General features: G+C 46.6%; 18 protein-coding genes. 12 read left to right on the top strand and 6 right to left on the bottom strand.

What is annotated here, in order from left to right:
* Nucleotides 1-159: 159 nt before the first annotated feature.
* From MKY14_RS17115 to MKY14_RS17080, 8 genes are all read left to right on the top strand, one after another.
* Nucleotides 160-1,353, top strand: a complete 1,194-nt coding sequence (locus MKY14_RS17115) for a quaternary amine ABC transporter ATP-binding protein (protein ID WP_036685362.1) — start codon at nt 160-162, stop codon at nt 1,351-1,353.
* Nucleotides 1,353-2,186 (top strand): ABC transporter permease, encoded by an 834-nt coding sequence (locus MKY14_RS17110; RefSeq protein ID WP_076099393.1) that lies wholly within the window; start codon nt 1,353-1,355, stop codon nt 2,184-2,186. Before MKY14_RS17115 ends, MKY14_RS17110 begins: the two co-directional genes overlap by 1 nt.
* Nucleotides 2,187-2,199: 13 nt before the next feature.
* Entirely contained in the window at nt 2,200-3,069 is an 870-nt protein-coding gene (locus tag MKY14_RS17105) for a glycine betaine ABC transporter substrate-binding protein (RefSeq protein WP_038573223.1), read from the top strand.
* Nucleotides 3,070-3,356: 287 nt separating this feature from the next.
* Nucleotides 3,357-3,968: a TVP38/TMEM64 family protein gene (locus tag MKY14_RS17100; protein ID WP_076099392.1), complete on the top strand. Its 612-nt coding sequence runs from the start codon at nt 3,357-3,359 to the stop codon at nt 3,966-3,968.
* 154 nt (nt 3,969-4,122) lie between these two features.
* Nucleotides 4,123-5,202, top strand: coding sequence for a sporulation protein YunB (gene yunB, locus MKY14_RS17095; RefSeq protein WP_076099391.1), 1,080 nt, complete (start codon nt 4,123-4,125; stop codon nt 5,200-5,202).
* Nucleotides 5,203-5,271: 69 nt separating this feature from the next.
* Entirely contained in the window at nt 5,272-6,756 is a 1,485-nt protein-coding gene (locus tag MKY14_RS17090; RefSeq protein ID WP_340976943.1) for a hypothetical protein, read from the top strand.
* Complete coding sequence (locus MKY14_RS17085) at nt 6,753-7,958, top strand: hypothetical protein (RefSeq protein WP_340976941.1); 1,206 nt, start codon at nt 6,753-6,755, stop codon at nt 7,956-7,958. Before MKY14_RS17090 ends, MKY14_RS17085 begins: the two co-directional genes overlap by 4 nt.
* The gene (locus MKY14_RS17080) at nt 7,951-8,688 is read left to right on the top strand and encodes a glycosyltransferase (RefSeq protein WP_076193397.1); all 738 of its coding nucleotides are present in this window, start codon (nt 7,951-7,953) and stop codon (nt 8,686-8,688) included. Before MKY14_RS17085 ends, MKY14_RS17080 begins: the two co-directional genes overlap by 8 nt.
* Nucleotides 8,689-8,713: 25 nt before the next feature.
* On the opposite strand, the gene MKY14_RS17075 is transcribed toward MKY14_RS17080, so the two are convergent.
* The 5 genes from MKY14_RS17075 to MKY14_RS17055 form a co-directional block, all read right to left on the bottom strand.
* Nucleotides 8,714-10,663, bottom strand: a complete 1,950-nt coding sequence (locus MKY14_RS17075; protein ID WP_340976939.1) for a tetratricopeptide repeat-containing glycosyltransferase family 2 protein — start codon at nt 10,661-10,663, stop codon at nt 8,714-8,716.
* Nucleotides 10,664-10,678: 15 nt separating this feature from the next.
* Nucleotides 10,679-12,100 (bottom strand): tetratricopeptide repeat-containing glycosyltransferase family 2 protein, encoded by a 1,422-nt coding sequence (locus MKY14_RS17070; protein ID WP_076128016.1) that lies wholly within the window; start codon nt 12,098-12,100, stop codon nt 10,679-10,681.
* A complete protein-coding gene (locus MKY14_RS17065) occupies nt 12,097-14,142 on the bottom strand; it encodes a glycosyltransferase (protein WP_340976937.1) in 2,046 nt (681 codons plus the stop codon). The genes MKY14_RS17070 and MKY14_RS17065 overlap by 4 nt, the downstream gene beginning before the upstream one ends.
* Before the next feature lie 113 nt (nt 14,143-14,255).
* On the bottom strand, nt 14,256-15,713 hold the full coding sequence (locus MKY14_RS17060; RefSeq protein ID WP_340976936.1) for a DUF6385 domain-containing protein: 1,458 nt from the start codon (nt 15,711-15,713) through the stop codon (nt 14,256-14,258).
* Between the two features lie 28 nt (nt 15,714-15,741).
* Nucleotides 15,742-16,080: a DUF6385 domain-containing protein gene (locus MKY14_RS17055; protein WP_076128014.1), complete on the bottom strand. Its 339-nt coding sequence runs from the start codon at nt 16,078-16,080 to the stop codon at nt 15,742-15,744.
* 383 nt (nt 16,081-16,463) lie between these two features.
* Here MKY14_RS17055 and MKY14_RS17050 point away from each other — a divergent pair, with 383 nt between their 5' ends.
* From MKY14_RS17050 to MKY14_RS17035, 4 genes are all read left to right on the top strand, one after another.
* A complete protein-coding gene (locus MKY14_RS17050; RefSeq protein ID WP_076128012.1) occupies nt 16,464-17,000 on the top strand; it encodes a hypothetical protein in 537 nt (178 codons plus the stop codon).
* Nucleotides 17,001-17,018: 18 nt separating this feature from the next.
* Nucleotides 17,019-17,600, top strand: a complete 582-nt coding sequence (locus MKY14_RS17045) for a hypothetical protein (RefSeq protein WP_036685335.1) — start codon at nt 17,019-17,021, stop codon at nt 17,598-17,600.
* Nucleotides 17,601-17,755: 155 nt separating this feature from the next.
* Nucleotides 17,756-18,424, top strand: a complete 669-nt coding sequence (locus MKY14_RS17040) for an alpha/beta hydrolase (RefSeq protein ID WP_036685332.1) — start codon at nt 17,756-17,758, stop codon at nt 18,422-18,424.
* A gap of 243 nt (nt 18,425-18,667) precedes the next feature.
* A complete protein-coding gene (locus MKY14_RS17035; RefSeq protein WP_340976934.1) occupies nt 18,668-21,673 on the top strand; it encodes a carbohydrate binding domain-containing protein in 3,006 nt (1,001 codons plus the stop codon).
* A gap of 533 nt (nt 21,674-22,206) precedes the next feature.
* Here the strand turns inward: MKY14_RS17035 and MKY14_RS17030 are convergent.
* The gene (locus MKY14_RS17030; RefSeq protein WP_076304913.1) at nt 22,207-23,235 is read right to left on the bottom strand and encodes a LacI family DNA-binding transcriptional regulator; all 1,029 of its coding nucleotides are present in this window, start codon (nt 23,233-23,235) and stop codon (nt 22,207-22,209) included.
* Between the last annotated feature and the right edge of the window lie 63 nt (nt 23,236-23,298).

Here is a 23,298-nt window from a genome sequence, read left to right as displayed (position 1 = left end):
ATTTGGCGTAAAACAGAGTATTCCATACATAAAGTTCGTAAAGTTAAAACTGTACACTAATTTTTATCCGTATATGGTGTTTGCATGAATTTTCAATAGTCCGGTAAACTACTATAAGTGAACTAAACCCGGATAACATTTCGGGAGAAGGAGGACGGCATGGCTATTATAGAGGTGAAACAACTAACCAAAGTATTCGGTCATGATGCGGGACGCGCGATTCCTTTATTAGAGCAAGGGATGTCGAAGGAAAAAATTGCTCAGGAATTGAAGTTGACAGTCGGAGTCAACAAAGCCGAATTCAGCATTGAAGAAGGAGAAATATTCGTCATTATGGGTTTGTCCGGCAGCGGTAAGTCGACGCTGGTTCGTTTGTTGAACCGCTTGATTGAGCCTACAGGGGGGCAAGTTCTTTTTAAAGGGAAAGATGTTGTGAAAATGAATCCGGAGCAGCTGCGCCAATTCAGACGGAAGAACATCGGCATGGTGTTTCAGAAGTTCGCATTATTTCCACATCGAAGCGTACTGGAGAATGCAGCATACGGGCTTGAAGTTCAGGGCGTAGATAAAAAGAAAAGAACTGAACTGGCAACGGAAGCCTTGCATCTGGTAGGTCTGAAAGGTTGGGAGAATCATCGTCCTGATCAACTCAGTGGAGGGATGCAGCAGCGTGTTGGACTGGCACGGGGCCTTGCCAACGACCCGGATATCCTGCTTATGGATGAGGCATTTAGTGCACTGGATCCGCTTATTCGTAAAGACATGCAGCAAGAGCTGCTGGAATTACAGGCCAGAGTGAAGAAGACCATCGTGTTTATCACTCATGATCTAGACGAAGCTTTGCGGATTGGAGATCGGATCGCACTGATGAAGGACGGAGTCATTGTGCAAATTGGTACACCGGAAGAAATCCTCATCCAACCTGCCAATAAATATGTAGAGCGATTCGTGGAGGATGTGGACTTGTCTAAGGTATTGACTGCAGCTCATGTAATGCGTCAGCCGGAAACAGTCAGACCTGAACGCGGGCCTCGGGTAGCGCTTCAATTAATGCGTGACAGTGGTATATTCAGTCTGTATGTAGTGGACAAGGAAAATAAGCTTCTGGGTGTTATTACAGCTGAGGATGCCCTTAAGGCACTGAATGATAATAAATCTATTCTGGAAGTAACGCGGAGAGAAATCCCACGTGTACAACCGGAAACGCTACTCAATGATTTCTTTGAATTAATATCTGAGACACATTTGCCTGTAGCCGTCGTAGATGAAGCGGATAAATTGAAGGGTATTGTGATTAAAGGAGCCGTTCTTTCCGCACTCGCCGGCAACGCGGTACCGGAAGGAGGATTATAATGGACATTCCTAAACTGCCTTTGGGAAAGGCACTCGAGTGGTTGGAAAATTGGCTGACGACTTATTGTGGGCCCCTGTTTGACTTCATCCATTCGATTATCGGTGGTATGGTGGCTGGCATTGAAAATGCACTTACCTTCCTGCCAGCATTAGTACTTATCGTGCTTATTGCAGCTTTGTCTTATTGGATCGGTAAATGGCGCATGGCACTATTTGCGGTCATTGGGCTGCTTCTGATTGATAATCTTGGATTATGGGGACCTTCTATGCAGTCCTTGGCCCTTGTTCTAACCGCCTCGATATTGGCTGTAGTAATTGGTGTGCCGATTGGTATTTTATGTGCGCAGAGAAATACCGTTAGAAATATAGTTACGCCTATTTTGGACTTTATGCAGACGATGCCGGCTTTTGTATATTTATTGCCAGCAGTATCCTTTTTCTCATTGGGCGTAGTTCCAGGGGTTATTGCTTCGATTATTTTTGCAATTCCGCCAACGATTCGCTTGACCAATCTCGGAATTCGTCAGGTTTCGGAGGAACTGGTGGAGGCAGCAGATGCTTTCGGATCGACACCTACTCAGAAATTGGTTAAATTGCAGCTTCCAATCGCTTTACCAACAATTATGGCAGGTGTGAACCAGACCATTATGTTGTCACTGTCAATGGTTGTTATCTCATCGATGATTGGTGCACAGGGCGTGGGTGCCTATGTATACCGTGCGGTATCACAGGCTAAGACAGGAGACGGATTCGAAGCAGGGATTGCGATCGTTATTATCGCCATTCTGCTGGACCGTTTGACACAGAACGCACTAAAACCAAAACAAAGATAGGAGTTTTAAATAAATGAAGAAGAAAAATATAGGGGTATTCCTGTTAGTTATTATGATGATTGCTGTTATTGCTGGATGTTCTTCATCAAGTAAAGAGAAGGTAAAATTAGCATATGTAGCATGGGATTCGGAAATTGCGAGTACTTATGTAGTAAAGGAAGTACTTGAAACTAAGCTTGGAGCTACCGTTGAAATGCTGCAGGTAGATGCTGGTCCAATGTGGGCTGGGGTTGCAGACGGTAGTGCGGATGGAATGGTTGCAGCTTGGCTGCCAAGCACCCATGCGGCTTATTTAGAGAAGTACGGTGCAAAAATTGAAGATTTGGGTGCAAATCTAAACGGAACTAAGGTTGGCTTGGCTGTTCCGGCCTATATGGATATTAACTCTATTGAAGACTTGAAGAACAGTGATATGGCAGCAAAGCTGAACAATCGCATTATCGGCATTGAGCCAGGTGCCGGCATTATGACAACCACAGAAAAGGCTATCGCGGAATATGATCTTAGCGATTACACACTTCTTGAAAGCTCATCCGCAGCGATGGCTCAGGAACTGCAAAAGGCTTATGACAATAACGAGCCAATCGTTGTTACAGGTTGGACACCACACTGGATGTTCGCCAATATGGATCTGAAATATCTGGAAGATCCAAAAGGGGTTTACGGTGCGGATGAACAGATCCACACGATGGTTCGCCAAGGTCTGAAAGATGACATGCCGAATGTCTACAAATTCCTGGATCAATTCGAATGGACAGCAGAAGATATGGCCAAAGTAATGATTGAGGTTCAGGGTGGCAAGTCACCAGAAGAAGCCGCTAAAACTTGGGTGGAGAGCAATCCGGATAAAGTGAATGCTTGGGTTGCAGGTATAGAATTGTAAGTAGATTAAAAACTGTGTTATGATGTGAAGAATAAATGGAAACAAAAATGTAACTTGTACGCTAACTACTGTTCTTTACACATTACACTTCATAAGCAAGCTCATTCAATAAAACACCCCGTAAGGGGTGTTTTTCTTGGGAATATAAGCAAAGTATTACAAGCTCTTAGTGTACCCTGCTTATATTTCAATAAGAATGGATACCTAGTTTACACACTTAGACTTATGCTTTGTCAAAGTAAATCAGGAGGCAGCTGCTGCAAGGAGTCAAGAGAGGAGACTGCTTCATGACAGAGACCATAAATACCTGGATTGATTGGCTGCTGCAAACGCTGGGCCTTAGCGGGCCATCTATTTTATTCGTGACCATCCCGCTCGCACTTTTGCAGAGTATATTAGGATTTTTTCCATTCGTAATTTTGATCGTGCTGCATGTCTCTGTTTTTAACGTAATTGGAGGTATGCTGATCAGTTGGCTGGCCTGCAATCTGGGCGGAATACTGATGTATTTTCTCATTCGGCGATATCTGTATAACTGGTTTGACCGAAAATGGAGAAGCAAACTGAAGCGCTATGATAAATGGCAACGTTACTTGGATCGATATGGGATTTGGACACTGGTGCTATTGCGTACGATCCCGATTATTCCGAATAATGTAATCAATTTCATGTCTGCTGTTTCACCGATTAAAGCCTCATCTTTTATATGGGGAACCGTACTTGGTAATTTGTCTTATATATGGTTATTCGGTACGATCGGATCCACCTTAATTGTTCCGCGTGAAGAATGGAATGGTTATCTTACCTGGTATGCGGTGTTTATAGCTATTCTCATTGGCATCTTTATTCGGCGTCATTGGGACCATTTGCAGGAGGATAAGCGGAGCAGAATGCACTAATATCATCTTCCCAGTTCATGATCTAAAGGATGAAGAACGTTACTTCAGGCGCAGTTTGCCGGAGGGAACGTTCTTCTTTTTTGTCCTCTTAGCGAATACCTTAAATTAAGTGGAGGTGGCTTGACCTCTGCGTAAGGCGGGAGGGACTATTGCAATGGGCAGATTGAAAAAATGGGGGAACCGAAGGCTGAGAATACCTGATCTAGGCCATTTTCGGCTGCCAAAAATAAATGGGGACACGAATCGGAGATTCTCAGCGAGAAGCTCTGCATTCAAGTCAAAACCCAGCCGGGCAGCGGTTAGGCCGCAGCGTACGCGCTTTGAAGCCAAACGTAGCAAAGGCCGCTTTAGGTTATCCAGCCGGCCAGAGAGTAAGGTAACGGTTGCAGGCGGAAGAACACATAAGCCAAGAAGCCGACGCAAATTTTGGCTGATAGCCTCCTTAGTAATACTTGTGCTGGTGCTGCAATCCTTGCGCTATGTGGAGCTGCATATGAAGCCGCCCATCCTGCATTTAGCACAAATACGTGTGAAGCAAATCGCTACGGAATCGATTAATAAGGCGATTACCTCTCAGGTTGCGAATGGAGGGAATGCGGAAGAGCTAATTGATTGGAAGACGGATAAGAACGGGAAAATATCAGGGTTCATGCTCAACTACGCGGAGCATATGCGTATTACTTCGCAAGCGGCACAGGTCATTCAGTCTACGCTGCAGGAATTGCATAATCGAACAGAATATATTCCGCTGGGGCAAGCGCTGGGCAGTCCCCTTATTGCTTCTTATGGACCCGATATTCCGATCAAGATTGAACCACAAGGTGCGGTTAAGGTTGAACTCAGCACCCGCCAGCAAAACGCTGGGATCAATATGATTCTGGTCGAGGTATACATTCATATTGTGACAGAGGTTGCAGTCGTCATTCCTTTTGATATGGAGCCGCAGGTAGTGGATACAGAAATTCCTGTGTCTTATCTGATGGTTGTTGGAGATGTACCTATGTATTATTACGATAATCAAGGTCAACCTGTGGGGGCTAACGGCAGCAGTGCTCCGGGAATTGCCATTCCTGCTCCAGCTGTAGGCGGGGATAAGAGTGGAGTAGTGGATCAGGGCAAGGATACCTCCAGCAACAGTCAGAAAGATAACAGCTCGTCTCCAGCGGCAACCGATCCCGCGAGTACGGGTGCAGAGCATACGGAAGAAGACAAAGGCGCGGGCGGAGGAAATTAAGGGGATATCATGCTTCAGTGCTCATAGACTATAGGTAGAACAGCTTTAATAAATGGAGCGTGAATCCTAATGTCGCAAGAATCTCTGAATGTGGAACGCTTGGCGGGAAGGTATGGGTTCTTGGAGCGCACGGGACTACTTCCACTGCCGAGTAAAGATGGGCTTACCCTTGTAGTTGAGCTAAGCCGCCTGGAATGTGCCGCAGCTTGCTTACCCTTGCTGCTGCTCCATTCTGGAGAGTCTGTGCGCATTATTGCTGTGGCGATGACTCCTGATTTTCCTATGGAAACTTTAGCGGGACAGTTCTCACCGGAGCAGCCGATTCTCTTTCTTCCTTATGAAAAGGAGGAGTACATGCCTAACCAGGCTTTGGCACAGATCGAAACCAGTTTCGCGGTTTTGCTTGAAGATTCGATCATGGTATCACCTGGCTGGCTAAGTGAGCTATTGTGGGTTCCTTTTGATGACGCTGTAGTTAAGGTGGTGGCCCCTCGCTCTTCAACCGAAAGAGGGGAAGGGAAGAAACGTCTTCACTTCGGCACCTATGATGAGTTTGCTGCTCATGTAAGCTACAGTCTTGGCCGGCATCAAGGAGAATGGCGAGAGATGGATGTACTAACGGGTTCTTGTCTCCTGTTCTCTAAAGAGCTGCTTCAGCGTATTGGAGGGTTGGACACCTCGCTTCAAGCGCGGCCTTTTATGATTGCCGATTGGTGTCTTCGAGCGCGGCAGTCTGGAGCCAAGCTGGCGCTAAGTGATGCTGTGTATGTTCATGCTATACATTCACTTGATAGGGGCCAGAGAAGGCTGAACGGACCAACACTTGCGGATGGCTGGCAGTCGTACAGTACAAAATGGGCGCTGGAAGATGTCTTAGAAGCCGAAGAACATCTTGTACCGCAGAATGGATTCTTACAATCAACACAACCTGTTATTCCACTCGGTAAGGCAACCTTGGCAACGCCATTAGTGACGGCGATTGTTTATTGTGAAGAGGATGGGAATGGGGACCATCTTCCGCAGGAATGGGCAGCTACACAGGAGCAGCAGAGCTACAAGAATATTCGCTGGATCTGGATCAAGGACAGCTGGATGAACACAGCTTCCGGCTTGCCAGTAAATGAACAGGATGTAGTGATTGCAGTTCGTGGTCAAGAGGCTTGGCTGCGGGCTTTGAAGAATGCATCTGCATTATTTGAGAGTGAGATAACTGTGTATTTATCAGACTCTATCAGGTATGAGAAATATTACGTTGAACGGGTAGTGAAGGCGATCACCCAAGGTTCCGCGGATCTGATCGTTAGTTTATCTACGGATATGGACGAAGAGGTGGGGCGGTTGCTTAGGGGGGACCCTTCGGGAATTGTTTTTCCATTAGAGCGAGTTGCTCATAAAGGCGGGAATGTGCCTGGAGTGATTACCTGTAAGGCGTCTACTTCGCACCAATTGCAGCTTCACCCTGAAGCTTCACTAACTATAGGTTATGTGGGGGATTTGTCCGAACCGCAGGGGAAGAAGGCAGATAGGAGCAGGGGCAAGGAGGCGCAGTCATGAAATATTTAATTCTGAGCAGAGGCTCCTGGGAGGAATACGAATATAAAAGACTGTTGGATCTTCTGCCCGAGCGGGAAGAGGTCTGTTTTGCCGGAAGAATGACTCTTGAGCAGCAGACTAACAGCCAGATCAAGCCGGTAATGATCGCGGATATTCATACTCTCAAGGCGAGGGAGTACACACTTCTGGTCTCTTCTCCCTATTGGCTACCAGAGGTTCTTTCTTTGCAAGCGGGATATATAGTGGCTTTATTAGAGCGCTGTCCGGAAGAAGAAAATAAGGTCTTATGGGATAAATACAGCGGCTTGCTTGGAGCAAAGGCCGATCTAGTAGGAACCCGGTCAGAACGGATCTATTTGGAGCAGAGCTTGTGCAGGGAGAATGTTATTTATCTCGACGGGGATCAGCAGGAATCGTATGGAGTTGTATGTCAGCGCGAGCGGATTTATTTTCTGACAGATTATGAGATGTTGTGGAGTAAGGCGATTGAGAACTTATGGCAGGAGGAGCCCCTCCTTGCTACGGACTGGTTTAGGATTCAACTCCAGTTTAGGGCGGATTATTATACCTCGATGTGCGCCAAGCTGCCCAGCCAGCCTGTTGTACATTATTTGGCAGCATCTTATTTGTATTTGCTTGGGGACTCCACAGCGAATCGATATCTGGCGCAATCCTTTGAGTTAATGGTGCTGTATGAATATTTGGATTGCCTTATTTCACACTTCCGGTTTTTTTCTGCAATAGAAGCCAAGACAGGGAATTTGGAAACGGCGGTCCGCCAATTTGCGATTACAGCATTTACCGCAGAGGAGAAGCAAGCAGTAGAAAGGATGGAGGGCTGGCTCCATTCCGGGCAGGATGAACTGGTTCGCGCGGAGTTGTTCCACCGGAATGAGGATGAGGCAGCGGCGGTTAGAATTTTAAGTCCGCTAACTTCTTCCGAGGCAAAAGCGTTGCTGGTGCAAAATTATGTGCGGACTTTTCAATGGGAAAAGGCAATAGTGCTGCAACATGAGCAGGAAGAAAATGTGGATGAAGCCATGGAAGGCACCATACACTTGCTGTATGGCAGGCGGCACGAGGCCATTCGCAGCTTTTTAAATGCAGGAGGGCAAGACAATCAGGCATGGCCACTTTTGTCAGAGATGGCAGATCTCGAAGAGGCTGTAAGACGATTGAGAAGGAGAGTGGAGGATGAGTAGTCATAGAGGGCCACTCCGCAAAACATCAGGCAACCGTCTGACCGCTATTATGCAGGTTAGGAACGAAGCCGGAAGGTATTTAGAGCAGGTGCTGGAGGAATTAAGTGAGTTCGTGGATGATATTGTGATCGTGGATGATGGAAGTACAGATCATACGGCTCAGTTATGTCTCTCTTTTGCCAAAGTTAAGAAGCTCGTAACCCTGCAAAGCTCTTTGTTTAACCGTGAATGGGAGCTACGGCAAACATTGTGGGAGCTGGCGGTATCTACGAATCCGGATTGGCTGCTGTCTGTGGACGCCGATGAGTTCTATGAAGAGTCTGCTAAACGGGAGATGAGGCGACTCATCGATCAGGATGTGTATGACTGGGTATCCTTCCGATTATTTGATTTTTGGGGCGGCACCACACATTACCGTGAAGATGAGCATTGGAATATCCACACGAAGCATACCCGTACACTAGTCCGCTATTTGCCGAACTTTCATTATTTTTTTCCGAAAATGGATCATCATGTGCCAAGACTTCCGCTCTCTTATTCGGTATTGCCGGGGTTTCTTACCGAGCTGCGTGTGAAACATTATGGTTGGGCGATATCCCCTGAGGAGCTTCGGCGAAAATACTCGCGTTACCTGGAGCTTGATCCAGAGGGGCGCTGGGGTAGTCTGGAGCAGTACGAATCTATCCTTGATGAGCAGCCCCATCTGGTGGAATGGCAAGAGGAGCTTTGAAATCCGCATCTGATCTGCCAACCGGCTAAGTCCGGCTGGCAGATCTCAGAAGCAGCGCAGAAGGGATATGAGCTGATGGTATCCCTTGCGGATATACTTCTGCTGCGAGCTGCAGCTTGTAATAAGCGAGGCTCACGGCTGCGGTAGCCCCCCCGACTCTACGCAAAGCGGCTTCATCCTCTACATGAAGGATGGGCATCTCTCCACAGGAGTAGGCTATCGCAGCGTATAATTGCCACTCGGTACAGTCCGCAGGTGTATGATATTGAGGGTGCTTGCTGACATAAATAGAGCACCATTGTTTTTTTATGGAGGTGGGGGCTTCAAGTAATCCGTAGAGTAAGGGCTGTGGCAGACTGGACCAGTGTAAGGAAGATCCTTCCGAATGGCGATAAAGTGCTAATAAACTATTCCAAGCACCAGTCTGAAGCAGCAATTGTGCTGCATAGCTTAGATCCGAAAGATCAGCCTTAAGACTATAATTCCCTGTTAAAATATGATGGATCGATAAAATCGCCGGTCTGTAAGGCAATAGACAGACAAGCCAGCGCATGGCAGACTCAGTATCTCCAATACGGCAAGAGAAAGCCCACAGGTAGCCAAGTACAAAGGATCGGTTGGAAAGATGGGAAGGATCATGAAGCAGCTGTTCAAGCGGTGCGAGTGTCTGAAAATGTTCCGGTTGATTGTTTATTTCCAGAATCGCCTGCAATGCAGCCTGAACAGATGAGGGTAACTGGCTGGCTGTAGAAAGCTCAGCTTGCCATTCCGGATCGCGGGCATTGAGCGCTGCGGGCAGAAGATAACTCAAAGTATCAGGAGATAAAGAGTGCAGATAGTAGTGGGTCAATGCTCGTAGTTGTGCCTTCTCTCCAGATAGAAGGCTTAGTGGGACGAGTTCTTTCCACGCTTCGCTATAATCAGGCTTATGTTGTATAGCAGCCTCGTAATGTCTCCACGCATCCGGATATTGGTATAACTTCTCACAGACTCTTCCGGCTAGTAGTTCTGTCCGATACGTTCCACTGCCTGAGGAAGAAGGGTATTTATGTGCTGTATTCCCGCTCTGAAGTGCGTTCTCCAAGAAGTGCTTGGCTGAGCTGAGCTTCCCTTGTTCCAGTAATAGGAGGGCATAGCTTTCTAATAAATCCGTGAAATCAGGAAAAAGACCGCTCCCCGTACGAAAAACTTCCTCGGCTTCCTGCTTTCGGCCACATAGTTGTAAGGCGTACGCCGTCTTAAGGTAAATATCTGAGACATAACCGGAAGGGGCTGGAGCATCGGTGAGCAGCGGAAGGAGGACCTCTGCCGCTTCTTTATATTGTCCATGCTGATAATACTCTGCCCCTAACGCGTAACGAAGAAAAAGATGGTACGGTTGAAGCCGCAGCCCCCTGTTGATAAGTGCTAAATTGCGGTTATATTTATTTTTACGCATCAGTTCATCTTCTAAATATCCGTAGTGGAAAATACGCAAATCTGCATAAGCGATCTCCCCAGCTGGAAGCTCCCAAATGCTGCTGGCAATCTCCTCATGAATACTTCCGCGAAAAATAATTCTTTTATCATTTTTGAATAATCGACAGACATGATCTGTAACAAAATCCGCTTCAGGTATTTCACCGACATAGTGGATAATGGGCAGCCAATACCCATGAATATACTCGGCACCAAGCAAGGGCTGGAGCAGCTCCTCACTCCAATGATCCACAGCCTCATCAGCATCCAGTACCAGAACCCAAGCGGAAGTTGCATACTCTAGGCTTATATTCCGCGCTTTGGAAAAATCATTTTCCCAAGGAATGTCGATAATCTTTGCACCGAACCTCTGAGCGATTTCTTTACTGTTATCCTCTGAGCCTGTATCCGCAATGATAATCTCAGACACTAGCCCGCGCACAGAGGATAAGCATTTCTCCAGATGGTTTGCCTCGTTCTTAATAATCATGCAAAGTGTAATATCCGGTGTGGTCATAGGAATACGTCCTTCCTAATCTGAAACTCTGGGCAGTGGAAGTGCGAGCCGCACTCTTTTAGCCGCTGGAGAATAGGGGGTTGAAGAGGAGAGGGAGGCAAGCAGACGATCCGCCAACAAAAGCTCCGAACGCCCTGGGTGATAGGCTGGGTTGAATAACGAGTCATTAGATGAGGACTGCCCTGTGGTCTTCATCAGCTGTTTTGCTGCGTCTTCACATCCCTCAATCCGCAATAAATCTAAGAGAAGTCCGCTTTTAGCAGCTGTGTATTCGGGTAGATGAGCGTGAAGCCAGCCCAAAATTTCATTTTCGGGCTCAGCACATTTTAAGGCTCGGATCAGTCGGGTTATGATGGGCGTTGGCTCGGGATGAAGCTGAGCAGCTTTGGTATAACAGGCACAGGCTTCGGTCTCATCGCCTATTTCTTCGCATAACTGTCCCAGCAAATAAAATGTCAAATAAGATCCGAATCCGGACTCGGTATGGTAACCGGAAGGAGCTTCTCCAATGACTAAGGCTTGCAGCAATGCTGTTTTGGCCTCAGCTAGGGCCCCCATTTGAAACAGCAGCACACCTTTGATATGAGCCAAGTCAGGATAATCCGGATGTAAGGTTATCCCTGAGTCGCAAGCTTCCAGCGCCGCGTTGAAATCTTTTAATTCTGCCAGGCAGCGGATTTGATATTTGTGCAGCAGATGAACGTAACTTGTGTCGGGTGGAGCTTCGTTAAGTGATCTTTTGATATGCTCTAGAGCCGGTTGATATTCACTAAGCCGCATATATTCAACAGCCATATTGAAATGGTGAAAGGGGTCATTGGGATTTAACTTTAGCTGTTCCTTGAGCAGCTCTACATTTCGTTTGATCTTATCTTTTTTTGCTACTACGCCGTCTGCATAACCGTAATGATGGATGACTACGTTGCTTAAATGCATAGCTGCTTTGGGTGTAGCTCTTACGATCGTTTCTGCAATCTGTTCGTGGATGATGCCGCTGAAACGGTACTGCGGGCGGTTACGGAATAGCCGGATAATCGGATTAACAGTAATGGTCTGGGAAGCTGCGGTTAAACCTTTATGATTATGAATGCGCAGAAAAAAAGCTTCATACTCCAAATGCTCCGCACACAGCAACAGCTCCCCCTTACTTTTCGCATCCAGTTCCTCGTCTCCATCCAGAATGAGAATCCATTGTCCGTGGGCTTGCTGAAGACCCGCGTTGCGGGCAGCGGCAAAATCGCCATTCCAAGGATGGTGAACAACTTTAGCTCCAAAGCTTAGAGCAATTTGTAGCGTGGAGTCAGTAGAGCCAGTATCGACTACAATAATCTCATCGGCGACACCACGTACACTTTTTAAACATTGGTTTAGGTTATCTGCTTCGTTCTTAACGATCATGCATAGAGAAATCAGAGGTTTTTGGCTTGGCATGCTCATTTGGCTGTCCTCCCCTCACTCTGGCGGAAGCTCCATTGTGTGTGCCACGGTGTACGATTTAGTAAAAAGATGGATTTATGGATGGCACCAATATCCGTTTGCAGTGGACCATGAACGTTAGCTGCATCCAAGCTGTTCAGTGCCTCCTCCATGCTAAGCTTCGCTTGCTGAAGGTAACAGAGTGCTAAACCCACTCGGGCAGCCTCATGCTCAGGCATCTGCTCCAGCGCTTGTTGAAACCATTCACTGGCTTCCGTGTAATGCCCCTTGTCAAAGACCATCTCACCTATATAAAAAAGAACCTTCGCATCAGCCGCTTGATCGCTAACTAACCTGATAAAATGCTCACCGGCTGCATTCCTATTCCCTTCTTTATATAATGCTGCGGCTAATTCAGACCGAAAGGTAGGGAACAGCTTTATCAAAGCTTCGCTTAACGCGGGCTGGTGTAGTTTTACTGATTGTTCGATCAAATCTGAAATGAATGAGGAATGTAATGTTAATGAATCTACCTCTGCTTCAGCGGGATCTACCTTTTGTTGCTGGTGGCACTTCTGAATGTATTGCAGTCCGAAACGGAGTTCGTCTGGTGCATAGGTTAGCAGGTCATTGTGGAATTCTCCAAAAAGCGCCCAAGAGCAAATAGCCCAGAGGGTAGCCCACTTTTTCAGATATTCTAAATCATGGTTATCTTGCGTAGCTAAGGAGGTCATTTGTCTTATGGTTGCATAGGCGTCCTCTAGCTTGCCGGTGATCAGGAGTGAAGAGATCATCCAATTTGCCGTATCTAATTCCAAGGGAAAAGTGTCTCGGGATAAGTTAGTGATGGTCTCATTAGCATTTATCTCAAATAAGCTGTCAATGATTGCAGCTCGTTGGGCAGCATTAGTTGGGGGGACGAGTTGTATCAGCAAGCTGGCAATCTCCTCGTCGGGTACAGCTAAGCGTTGAAAAGCAGAAGCTATTCCCTGCAAGGCAGGCCTATATAAAGAGTGGTGTTGAAGCGCACGGTGGTAGAATCTCGCAGCGTCCTCCTGAAGCTCAAGCCGCTCTGAGATTAAGCCTAGTCGATAAAGTGGGCGGAAGGTGTTCATCCCTTGCTCAGATACATATTTTTGACTAACCTGATCTCCAGAAATGGATGCTGCACGCTGATAAGCTTGAAAAGCACGTTCTAACAAGCCTTGACTCTCCAAAGATTGGCCTAATAAAAAATGCAGGTCAGGGTAATCCTCATAACGCTCCAATTCAGGCAACAGCAAGGGATCTATGATATTGGTTTTTCCTTGAGTCAGATAAATTTTACAGAGATCTCTAATCATCGTAGGACGGTAAGAAGCTTCAAGTGGCACATGGTGAAGGGTCTGGCGAAGTAATGCCTCTGCTTCCTGAAGACGACCGTCCTGACAGCAGGTGACTGCTAAATTATACGAGTGAAAAGGATCTTCCGGTTGTTCGGCTAAAGCGAGTCGCAGCAGCTGCTCATTGCGTTTGATTTTATTTTTTCGTGCCATGATTTCCGGCAAATATCCGAAGTGTTCAATCTCAATATCACTATGCACAATCGCCGAGATGTTATGTGATTTAAGAATTGCAGCGTCAATTCCTTCATGAATTCTTCCGCTATATCGATAACCCTGTCCATTTCGGAATAAACGAACCGCACTGTGCTTTACCTTATCCTCAGGCCGAACGCCAAGCCAATTATCAATGTGTACTGTAAAAGCCTGAGCTTGCGTGTTTTGCAGGAGGCTGCGGAGTTCCGGAAGTGGAGTTTGCAGGCGTTCATCGGCATCAAGGACTAGAATCCAATCGGTATCCGCCTGATCGAGACCTTCGTTACGTGCTGCAGCAAAGTTTTCTGTCCATTCCCGTTGGAATACTCTAGCCCCGTGCGCTTGGGAAATAGCTATGGATTCGTCAGTAGAGCCTGTATCTATGACCACAATCTCGTCAACACCTGCTACGCTTGTGAGACAGTGGGGCAGAAGATCAGCTTCATTGTTAACGATGAGGTGGACGCCAAGCGTAATATTGTTCACGTTGTTTCCTCCTTGTTACATATGTAGAAGTAGAAATCAGCTTTTGCTATCAAAAGAAAAAGCACATGGATATCCATGCACTCTTTCGTTACAACATATGATGGGCATCTGCATTACGTTCCCTGTGCGTTGAAACTTACATTGATTGTTGAGGCGGCCCCTGCATTCGTTGATTGATAGGATAAGCGTGTATATTTCAGGAATCTGGCTGGAACTATGACATCGATAGAACCTGCTGCTAAAGGATTATCTCCTGTGGTATCGACGAAATAGTTCGTTCCGTCAGCACTGATTTCTACTCGTGTGTTGACCGGGTTAGCTCCAGTGTTATTGATGAAAAAGGAATAGGTCCCCAATACGCTCGTAGTCACTGCTGGCAGTGGAGTATAGGCATTAGCAGTTGCTATACCCGTCGTTGTCTGTTCGATAAAGCTGCGTTGTGAAATAGAGGTCACACTACTGAGCGTACCAGCCGTAATGGTGGCTCCAAGCACGCTGGTAATGGTCCCGTTTAAGAGGTTGGTGACCGTACCTGCGGAGGACAGAGTACCCGCAGTGATCGTAGCTCCGAGCACGCTGGTAATGGTCCCGTTTAAGAGATTGGTGACCGTACCTGCGGAGGACAGAGTACCCGCAGTGATTGTAGCTCCGAGCACGCTGGTAATGGTCCCGTTTAAGAGATTGGTGACCGTACCTGCGGAGGACAGAGTACCCGCAGTGATCGTGGCTCCGAGCACGCTGGTAATGGTCCCGTTTAAGAGATTGGTTACTGTACCTGCGGAGGACAAAGTACCCGCAGTGATCGTAGCTCCAAGTACGCTGGTAATGGTCCCGTTTAAGAGATTGGTTACTGTACCTGCGGAGGACAAAGTACCCGCAGTGATCGTAGCTCCAAGTACGTTAGTAATCGTGCCTTCGAGAATGTTAGTAATGGTACCTGCTGAGGATAGGGTACCAGCTGTGATCGTAGCTCCTAGCACACTAGTAATGGTCCCGTTAAGGATATTGGTGACCGTACCTGCTGAGGACAAAGTCCCCGCGGTAATAGTTGCGCCTAGTACACTAGTAATGGTACCAGCCGTAATCGTAGCTCCGAGCACGCTAGTAATCGTGCCTTCGAGAATGTTAGTAATGGTACCTGCGGAAGACAAAGTACCCGCAGTGATGGTAGCCCCGAGCACGTTAGTAATGGTACCTTCGAGAATGTTAGTAATGGTACCTGCGGAAGACAAAGTACCCGCAGTGATGGTAGCTCCGAGTACGCTAGTGATCGTCCCGTTAAGAATGTTGGTAACCGTACCTGCGGAGGACAAAGTACCCGCAGTGATGGTAGCTCCGAGTACGCTAGTGATCGTCCCGTTAAGAATGTTGGTAACTGTTCCTGCTGATGACAAAGTACCCGCAGTGATGGTAGCTCCGAGTATATTGGAAATCGTACCATCTAGGATAATTGTCGTTAGATTTCCGCCTGGATCTGTAGTGAGCGGATGATCAATCAGCGAGGCATCCCGGCCAAAAATAAGCGTTCGTAGATTATCGGGATTAGCTTGAAAAGAGCTGTAGTTAGGCAAAGTTCCTCGTCCCTCTCTTATAAAATTGTTAACTCATACCTATAGACTGGGCTTGGACGTATACATCAATTTTGCCTAAACCCGTTGACTGTTGCGTGGAGGCGGATATCCGAGTCCACTTTAAAAATCTGCTTGGCACTAGCACCTTCATTTCTTTTGCAGCCACGATCTCTTCTGAATCTATAAAAGAATCAAAACTGTTCGGACTAATCTCCAAGCGGACGCTAACAGGGTGGTCTCCTTGGTTCATAACTGCGTAAGAGATCATCGTTTTGGTTCCGCTTTTTTGCCAAGGCAGAGGTGAAATGGAGCTGGACACGGGGAATCCGATAAATTGATGCTCGGAAAATAAAGGACTGATCGTCACCTTACGGCGGTTTCTTCGACCCTTTGGAGGTGGAAATGATTGCGGATTTCTAGAACAATTCCCCTGTTTTTTTGAGTGTTTTATTTTGCTGCGCTTTTTTAGTTCCAGACCGTTATGGATTTCATTCACCTCCTACGGGTTTTCTGGAACCCTATCCATAAAAGGACCCTAACCGTCGTTTGAGCCCTGAGCATCAATAAACCGCAGTTCAATAAGCCGCGAACCGTTAGGGACAATCCTTAGCCATTCGAATGGTGATAATAATATATGGTGAAAAATAAGAGGTGATTGGGCTGGAAAAGCAAAAATACGCACATTCCCAAACAACCTGTTACTTAGAGCGGCATAAAATAAGATAAGCTCAAGTACGGGGAGGATAGCGCATGCCAAACGATTCAGTCTTTAATCAGAGTAGCCAGCCACTCTTTACAGAACAAGTCAACACGTATGTTGCACCTGGTATAGATTCAGCTCCGGAGGGAGGAGCGGCTAAGGCGGGGCTATTGTTTGGAATCCCTTTTACTTCTACGGTAACGACTGCTGCACCGTTAGTTGTTCAGATTAGTAATCCGGCAGGCAGCGGACGTACATTGTATGTATCCCGGGTTGCAGCTAGCTCGGCAACAGCTGCTGTTACTTTATCTCTGCTTCGGAACGCTACGGTCACCGGGACTACCGTTACACCGATAAATTTTAATTTTGGAAGTGCGTTAACCAGTGTGATGACGGCCAGAACCTCGACTGCTGCCCCTACGGGAGGTCCGGCCACTCTAGTATCTTTATTACTGGCAGCGGGGCCCGTCATTGTTGATTTTACTGGACAAATCGTTGTTCCTCCCGGAAATTCTATAACCACGTCCATCACGATTGCATCGGGAACTTCAGCAGCGACAACATCTATTAGTTGGTGGGAATATTAGAAATGGGAGGGGATAATCATGCCTAATCAATATGTGTTTAACGACAATGATCAACCTCTTTTTGTGGATATGGTCAATACCTTCCAATCTCCGGATATCAGCGCGCCACCTGAAATAAGTGCTTCGAAGGCTGCCGTCTTGTATTCTACCAACACATCCGCGTCTAGTTTGGTCGTACTTAGTCTTATTTCTGCAATTACTTCTATTCGGATTAGTAATGCTGCTGGTAGCGGGAAAACCGTATATATCTCTCGTATTAGCGGCAGTATCGGCGGATCTTCTCTGCTATCGGCTATGTCTGGAAGCTTTACAATTGTAAAAGGAGGGACGTTAACCTCTCCTGCAACCTTGACACCAACCAATAATAATCTCGGAAGCGCGGCTACAAGTGCGATGACCGTTCAATCTTCAACAGCGGCAATTAGCGGGGGGACGACGCTTTACAATTATCAATTAGCTCCAGGCGCTTTCTCACAGAACTTTACGGGCAGCATCATCGTTCCGCCGGGGACTGCTATTTGTGCTAACGTAACTTCATCTAGCTCGGCTGTAGGCTTAACGATTACTTCTGCACTTGGTCTTCTTTGGTGGGAGCAATAGAGTTTATATTTTTTTTTGAACCTATAACGGTGGTAAACCTTGACATCATTTGGTTAAGGTTTTACATAGAAGGTTGGAATGAATAGAAAATAAAGGGGATTGGCATTATACAATAAAGTTGGAATTCAGTATGGAATGTGAAAAGAGGGACAATTATGGAAAGTTGTTTATTTATTCATGGCTTTACCGGAGGTGAGCATGAAATCTCTCCCTTGTCCCAGTTTATGGAGCAGCATAATTATCGTTCCAGAACATTTACCCTGAAGGGGCACGGGGGCAGCAGGAATGATCTCCTGCATTCGGATCGACATGATTGGCAGCAAAGTGCTGAGGATGAATTAACAGAGCTGTTAAAGACAAATGACGGCGTTCATCTGATCGGTTTTTCAACCGGTGCTCTTATTGCTTCACATCTTTCCGTGCGCTATAAACCTTGGATTAAATCTCTCACTTTGTTGTCTACCCCTGTGTTTCCGCTGAATCCTGTAGAAATTATTAAGACCCTTGGGAGCTTTTCCATGCTAAAAACTTATATTAGTAAATTCAGTTCAACGCCTCCAAAAGCAACTCGAGAGTTCCAGCGATTGGTTCGTGAGAGCTTTTCTGTCTATCCGCATATTGAGACTCCAACCCTGATCGTGCAAGGAAAAAGAGATCATCTAGTGAAGACTAGAAGCGCCGATTACCTACGACATCATATGATCAAGGCGACCCAAAAACAGGTGCTGATGGTCGACAACAGTGGTCATATGGTGTGCCATTGTGAAGAGAAGGACCGAATTATGAATGAGGTCTTGCAGTTTATTCAGACGGCGGGACGCTGAACTCAAACAGTAAATATTCAACTCCAAGAGCTTCCTAAATAGGAGCTCTTTTTTTGTTGTACATTTCAATTTTAAGGCTTGACAACGCGTCTGGAGTCATGGTAATTTTTAGTAGGGAAACCGGTTTCCCTAAAATTCGTTTGTTTCTATGCCAAAAACATCGCTGGAAAGGTCGTTTTTAATCCAAGAAGTAGGTTTTAGTGTGTTATGAATACGCTTTAATAAGAGAGGGAGATGCGCGCGATGAAACGTAAGTTATGGTACGTGCCCGTTCTGATTACATCTATTCTTCTTTCTACTGTGATTAATTTATTCGTCTTAGCGCCACAACAGGCAGATGCAGCCAGCATCGGTACGATTAACGAGAATGATACTATTTATCAGATTATGGTTGACCGGTTTAATGACGGGGACTCTTCCAACAATGCTACGGGAGCGGCAATTCGCTATGGCGAGAACTCTGAAGAAGATTTCCGTTATATGAAAGGCGGAGATTGGCAAGGGGTGATCGACAAGCTGTCTTATATTAAAAATATGGGCTACACCGCGATCTGGATTTCCCCAGTGGCGGAGCCGCAAATGACGAATCGGGAGAACAACGGCAGTGGTAAAAACACGGCGTATCACGGGTACAACGTTAAGGACCCTAACGCAGCCAATCCCTACTTCGGTACAAAGGAGAAGCTGAAGGAGTTAGTGGATTCCGCACATGCGGTTGGCATCAAGGTGGTTATAGACGTTGTGCCAAACCATATCGGGGATTATATGCTGGGTACCCAAGCCTACTATGATATCCCTAGTTTGCAGCCAGCAGCTCCTTTCAATAACCCGGCTTGGTATCACCATAACGGAGATATCAACTGGTCTTTGGCAGACGGAAGATACGATCAATGGGCACAGGATTACTTAGAAAATCATGATCTAGGCGGACTGGATGACATTGACTTCGATGTCCCTGCTGCTAAAAAGGCCATATTTGATTCGATTAAAGGCTGGTTTGACTATACAGGGGCAGATGGTGCGCGTGTAGATGCAGCCAAGCTGATGAAGCCGACTGATATTGGTGAATTGCAAAATTATCTGGGGGTTAATACCTTTGGCGAGAATTTTGACGGCAATGCTGAATTTGTCTCGCGCTGGGTCGGCAACAACAAGGAGTGGGGCATGCTTGATTTCCCAATGTTCTTCTCCGTTCTAAATAGCTTCGCATATGGGCAGTCTTTTGACTCCAATATTAAAAGCACCTTGGCACAGGATTCCTACTATAACGGAAATGCCAATCACATGGTTACCTTTATCGACAATCATGACCGCAATCGTTTTCTCACAGAAGCTGGAGGAAGCGTAGATAAGCTGCAGAACGCTTTGAGTTTTATTTTTACAGTGCGTGGAACACCCGTTGTCTTCCAAGGTACGGAACAGAACAAAGGCAATGGTAACGGGCAGATTATGACGGGAGGCATCGCCGATACCTGGAACCGCTGGTCAATGGTGAAACGGGATGCAAACGGCAATGTAATAGAGAATTATTTTAATGAGAATGCCAGCACCTACAAGCACGTAGCCAAACTTAATGAGATTCGGAAAAATAATCCGGCACTCCGTACAGGCACTCAACGTGAAATGTGGTCTGCACAGAACTTATATGCTTTTTCACGTCGTATTGACACTGGAACTAATCTGGGGCAGGAAGTTATCTCCGTATTCAGTAATAAATCCAGCGGCTCGCAGACCGTTACCATTCCACTGCGTGCAGAGAGCAGCTTGGCAGTCGGGACGGTTCTTTATAACCAGTTGAACACTTCGGATACGGTAACCGTACAATCGGGTGGAGCAACTGGCAAGCAGATCACTGTAACCGTGGGTGCAAATGCAGCCAAAATCTATGCAAAACAACAGCTTCCTACAGATACAGTTGCTCCAACTGTACCCACTAACGTGACCGCAACCGTTCAAAATGCATCCAGTGCTTTAGTAAGCTGGACCGCTTCCACCGACAATGTAGGTGTGACCGGATATGAAATTTATCGCAACGGCGTAAAAGTGGGTACATCCGCAACTACTTCATATACAGATAACGGATTATCTGCCAGTACTACGTATGACTATACGGTAAAAGCAATGGATGCAGCAGGCAATCTATCCCTCCTTAGCGCGATTGCTTCAGTGACAACACCAGCGGGGAACAGTGTCACTATTTACTATAAGCAGGGCTATGCCTCGCCTTATATTCATTATCGTCCTGCAGGAGGAACTTGGACGACATCACCGGGTGTGGCGATACCTGTCTCTGATGTAGCAGGCTACAACAAAATAACGATTAATATTGGCTCAGCCAGCCAGCTTGAAGCTTGCTTTAACAATGGCAGCGGCACTTGGGACAGTAACGGGGGCAGCAACTATTTATTTAGTGCCGGCACCTGGACCTATACACCAACTGGCAATATTCAATCGGGTGGACCCGTGACGCCGACACCAACGGTAACGCCGACACCAACACCAACCGTAACGCCGACACCGACACCGACGGTAACACCAACGCCAACTCCGACGGTAACGCCGACACCGACACCAACCGTAACGCCAACACCGACGCCAACGGTAACGCCGACACCCACCGTAACGCCAACACCAACGGCAACACCTGTCGGCAGTACGGCAACGATCTATTATAAGAATGCGGCTTATAGCAGCTCTTATATCCATTATAAGCTCGATGGTTCAACGGTCTGGACGACGTCTCCAGGCGAGCAGCTTCAAGCTTCTGCTTTTACAGGATATAAGGCGGTTACGATTCAGTTGGACACGGCGGCTGGGCTGACCGCAGCCTTTAATAATGGCAGTGGCACATGGGATAACAATGGAGGCAATAACTATCATTTTGCTGCGGGCACCTGGAGTATGGTGAATGGCAACATCACCGCAGGAGAGCCACAAGCAGATAGTGTTACATTCCGAGTAACTGTTCCTGCGTCTACTCCTGTGAGTGGTCCCGTTTATCTCTCCGGTTCCTTTAATAGCTGGAATGCGGCAGATCCGAACTACCAACTGACGAAGGGTAGTGACGGTATTTACTCCATCACACTAAGTCTACCGGCGGGAACAGCAATTCAATACAAAGTTACACGAGGCGCTTGGACTAATGTGGAGGTGAATTCGAATGGATCGGATCTTTCCAATCGAACCCTTACGCCATCAGGCGGTGCACAAACCGTAAATCTGACGGTTCAGCGCTGGAAGGATCTATAAGCTTCATAATATCTACAGCTTAAACACAACAAGGAGCGGCTCCCGTATGGGGCCGCTCCTTGGTAAGCAGTATGAAGCTTTTTAATTGCAGAAAGTACAATTAAACTTTCTGTTTGAAGCTGGTAGAAAGAATTAACTGTATTTTGTGCAGTAGAATTCAGGAAAAAGGCTGTTTTTTACCGATTTTATGAGTTTTGACTGCACAAAGTGCAATTAAATCGAATGTTATCCATCCTATAAGGATTTCTATTGCACAAAATGCAATTAAATCCGATGTAGCCATGTTAGCTACTCAAATTCGATCAAGCTAAAGCAGTTACTCCAGACAATCAAGCCGAATCAGCACGCAGCGCAATAAAGTTCAGTCAACTATACAAGCTCAATCAAGCTCAGTTACTCCAGACAATCAAGCCGAAACAGCATGCAGCGCAATAAAGTTCAGTCAGCTATACAAGCGCAACCAAGCTCAGTTAGTTACTCAAGACAATCAAACCGAAACAGCACTCAGAGCAACCAAGCTTCCCGCCTCTTCACTACGTTCCCGCCGGGAACTGGGATCTCATAGTTGACTCACGAGGAATGAGTTCTGGCTCGAGAAGCAAATGCCTAGAGGGTATGTTGTTATTACGAATGCGTTGCATCAGCAGCTCGCCTGAAGATACCCCCAGCTGGAAGGTGTCGATATTTAGCGAGGTTAGAGGAGGCGTAGTGTAACGGGACAGAGGATATTCATCAAATGCGGCAATGCCGAGCTGTGAGGGAACATGAATATCCAGTGATTTTGCAGCTTGAAGCACCCCGAAGGCAACATAGCTGTTCATGCATACTACGGAGTCTGGTCGATCTTCGCTCTGTAGAAGCTCAAGTGCAGCATGATAGCTCTCATGTTCATCAGCCTTACAATTGATAATCCATTGCTGCTGATCGGTAAGATCTGCTTGCTGCAATGCTTGCAAATATCCACTCAGACGATGGGTATAAATCTTTTCCTGCTGCTGCCCGCCTATGAAGGCTATTTTGGAGTACCCCTGCTTTATTAAATGTGAGGTCAGCATGCTGCCGCCTGCTTCATTATCGAAATCAACCCAGCTTCCGGGAGTCATAATTTCGCCGATGGAGATGTAGGGAAACTCCAAGCGGTTCAGTTCTTCGCAAAGCTCTTCCGTGAGTACGGAGTTATTCGCTATGATTCCGTCGACACGTTTGCTGAATACAAGTCTATTTAGAAAATGTCCTTCCGGACTACTATGCTGTACATTGGAAATAGTCAGCTCGTATTTTAAAGGCGCAATTACACTTTCTATTCCACCGATGATGTTGTAGAAAAACTGGTTTAGAAATTCACTTTCCTTGGACATATCGACCAGGAGACCAATATTACAGCTGCTTTGTCTGGCTAATCCGGTAGCGATACTACTTGGTGTATAGTTCATCTGCTTCATAATTTCGCGAACTTTGTGTTTCGTTTCCTGTGATATTTTGGGGGAATCGTTTAATACTTTGGATACGGTAGATTTAGCCACATTGGCTGCTTTGGCAATATCAGAAATGGTTACTTTCATTGTCTTCCCCTCATAATCCGGAACGGTATTTGTAACCATAATAACACAAATTTAGCAGTCTCT

This window comes from Paenibacillus sp. FSL R5-0887 (assembly GCF_038002305.1).
Classification (GTDB): domain Bacteria; phylum Bacillota; class Bacilli; order Paenibacillales; family Paenibacillaceae; genus Paenibacillus_AQ; species Paenibacillus_AQ odorifer.
Note: the sequence above shows the minus strand (reverse complement) of the source record. Positions and strands in the feature narration are given on the sequence as shown.

What these genes read in the sequence shown, in the direction of transcription:
- MKY14_RS17115 (WP_036685362.1), top strand. Translation starts at nt 160, where the DNA reads ATGGCTATTATAGAGGTGAAACAACTAACCAAAGTATTCGGTCATGAT.
- MKY14_RS17110 (WP_076099393.1), top strand. Translation starts at nt 1,353, where the DNA reads ATGGACATTCCTAAACTGCCTTTGGGAAAGGCACTCGAGTGGTTGGAA.
- MKY14_RS17105 (WP_038573223.1), top strand. Translation starts at nt 2,200, where the DNA reads ATGAAGAAGAAAAATATAGGGGTATTCCTGTTAGTTATTATGATGATT.
- MKY14_RS17100 (WP_076099392.1), top strand. Translation starts at nt 3,357, where the DNA reads ATGACAGAGACCATAAATACCTGGATTGATTGGCTGCTGCAAACGCTG.
- yunB (WP_076099391.1), top strand. Translation starts at nt 4,123, where the DNA reads ATGGGCAGATTGAAAAAATGGGGGAACCGAAGGCTGAGAATACCTGAT.
- MKY14_RS17090 (WP_340976943.1), top strand. Translation starts at nt 5,272, where the DNA reads ATGTCGCAAGAATCTCTGAATGTGGAACGCTTGGCGGGAAGGTATGGG.
- MKY14_RS17085 (WP_340976941.1), top strand. Translation starts at nt 6,753, where the DNA reads ATGAAATATTTAATTCTGAGCAGAGGCTCCTGGGAGGAATACGAATAT.
- MKY14_RS17080 (WP_076193397.1), top strand. Translation starts at nt 7,951, where the DNA reads ATGAGTAGTCATAGAGGGCCACTCCGCAAAACATCAGGCAACCGTCTG.
- MKY14_RS17075 (WP_340976939.1), bottom strand. Translation starts at nt 10,663, where the DNA reads ATGACCACACCGGATATTACACTTTGCATGATTATTAAGAACGAGGCA.
- MKY14_RS17070 (WP_076128016.1), bottom strand. Translation starts at nt 12,100, where the DNA reads ATGAGCATGCCAAGCCAAAAACCTCTGATTTCTCTATGCATGATCGTT.
- MKY14_RS17050 (WP_076128012.1), top strand. Translation starts at nt 16,464, where the DNA reads ATGCCAAACGATTCAGTCTTTAATCAGAGTAGCCAGCCACTCTTTACA.
- MKY14_RS17045 (WP_036685335.1), top strand. Translation starts at nt 17,019, where the DNA reads ATGCCTAATCAATATGTGTTTAACGACAATGATCAACCTCTTTTTGTG.
- MKY14_RS17040 (WP_036685332.1), top strand. Translation starts at nt 17,756, where the DNA reads ATGGAAAGTTGTTTATTTATTCATGGCTTTACCGGAGGTGAGCATGAA.
- MKY14_RS17035 (WP_340976934.1), top strand. Translation starts at nt 18,668, where the DNA reads ATGAAACGTAAGTTATGGTACGTGCCCGTTCTGATTACATCTATTCTT.
- MKY14_RS17030 (WP_076304913.1), bottom strand. Translation starts at nt 23,235, where the DNA reads ATGAAAGTAACCATTTCTGATATTGCCAAAGCAGCCAATGTGGCTAAA.